Origin of the sequence: Mesonia mobilis DSM 19841, from assembly GCF_000423405.1 — a bacterium.
In the GTDB taxonomy this organism is placed as follows: Bacteria; Bacteroidota; Bacteroidia; order Flavobacteriales; family Flavobacteriaceae; genus Mesonia; species Mesonia mobilis.
The window spans coordinates 1-1,149 of sequence record NZ_AUHX01000060.1; the positions used below are offsets into that span (position 1 = coordinate 1).

Genomic DNA, 1,149 nt, shown 5'->3' on the forward strand with positions numbered 1-1,149 from the left:
GCAACAACGTATATCTTCAATTGCGGCTCTGTGTCCTGCGGACACAGACGCTGGCGCGTCAAAGTCATTTCTTTTTACTATCTTTAATTCCTAAATTCCCACAACTGAAAGATATACAAGACCGTTGGCAGTAATTTAAAACAACATCCCTGTAATCAATAATTAATGTATACAAAAAGAACATTCTCGGTATTTGAAAAACCTCAAATTATAATCAATCTAAAATCGATTGACCGGGACTATCTTCATAATAAAGGGATGCAATATGAAACTTACTTTGATTCTTCAAATAGATTAATCAAAAGTTTAAATATCTGCTGGAATGTTTGTAGTACTTGCAATTATTATTACTACTCAACTGATGATAAAATTGAAAAAATTGTTACAATATATACATCAATTTCAGATGAATATATCGTAGACCTATTTGTTTTTGAATATTCTGAGAAACAAATTTCAGAAAAGAAGATTAATATTGAGAATGATTCACTTTCATATGGGAGTTATGAGAAATTTGAATATAAAAATGTAGATTATTTAGAAAAGGTAATGAAACAAAAACCAATACAAGACTTTAAAATATATAAAATATCTGATTTTAGTTTTGAAAAATATCAACCAATTTTATTCTCGGACGAAATTGATTTTAAAAATATGGTTGATTATAACAAAATGGATTTGTTTGATAAAGAGACAGATTTTAATATTTTTTTAAATCCAGAAAACAATATGAAATTTAAGATAGACAATTCTGGCTTTTTGATTGAACAAAGTAAATCTAAGTCAGGAGAAACTGAAAATTATGGATATTTAAAAAATAACCTTTGCCACATTGGAAACTCATCAAATATAATTTCAATTCATTTTGAAAAAAAATCCAATAAAAAATCTGAAATAGGCTTAATTACTAACTTGAATAATTATGAAGTTCGTAAATTGTATTCTATATCTGAAGAAAAAATAAGATCAGTAGATTAATTTTTTTAAAAAAAACTACTGCCAACAACGTATAATTCCAACTAAGGTTCTGTGTCCTGCGGACACAGACGCTCAAGCGTCAAAGTCAGTTCTTTTTACTATCTTTAGTTCCCAAATTCCCTTAGCTGGGTAATTATACAAGACCGTTGGGCAACATTAGGAAAAACGAGC

The 1,149-nt window shown here is 28.2% G+C and carries 1 protein-coding gene; it reads left to right on the plus strand.

Translation table 11 applies throughout. The features are described from left to right. The first annotated feature begins 165 nt into the window (after window positions 1-165). Entirely contained in the window at window positions 166-978 is an 813-nt protein-coding gene (locus G551_RS0112420; protein WP_027885856.1) for a hypothetical protein, read from the plus strand. Window positions 979-1,149: the final 171 nt, after the last annotated feature.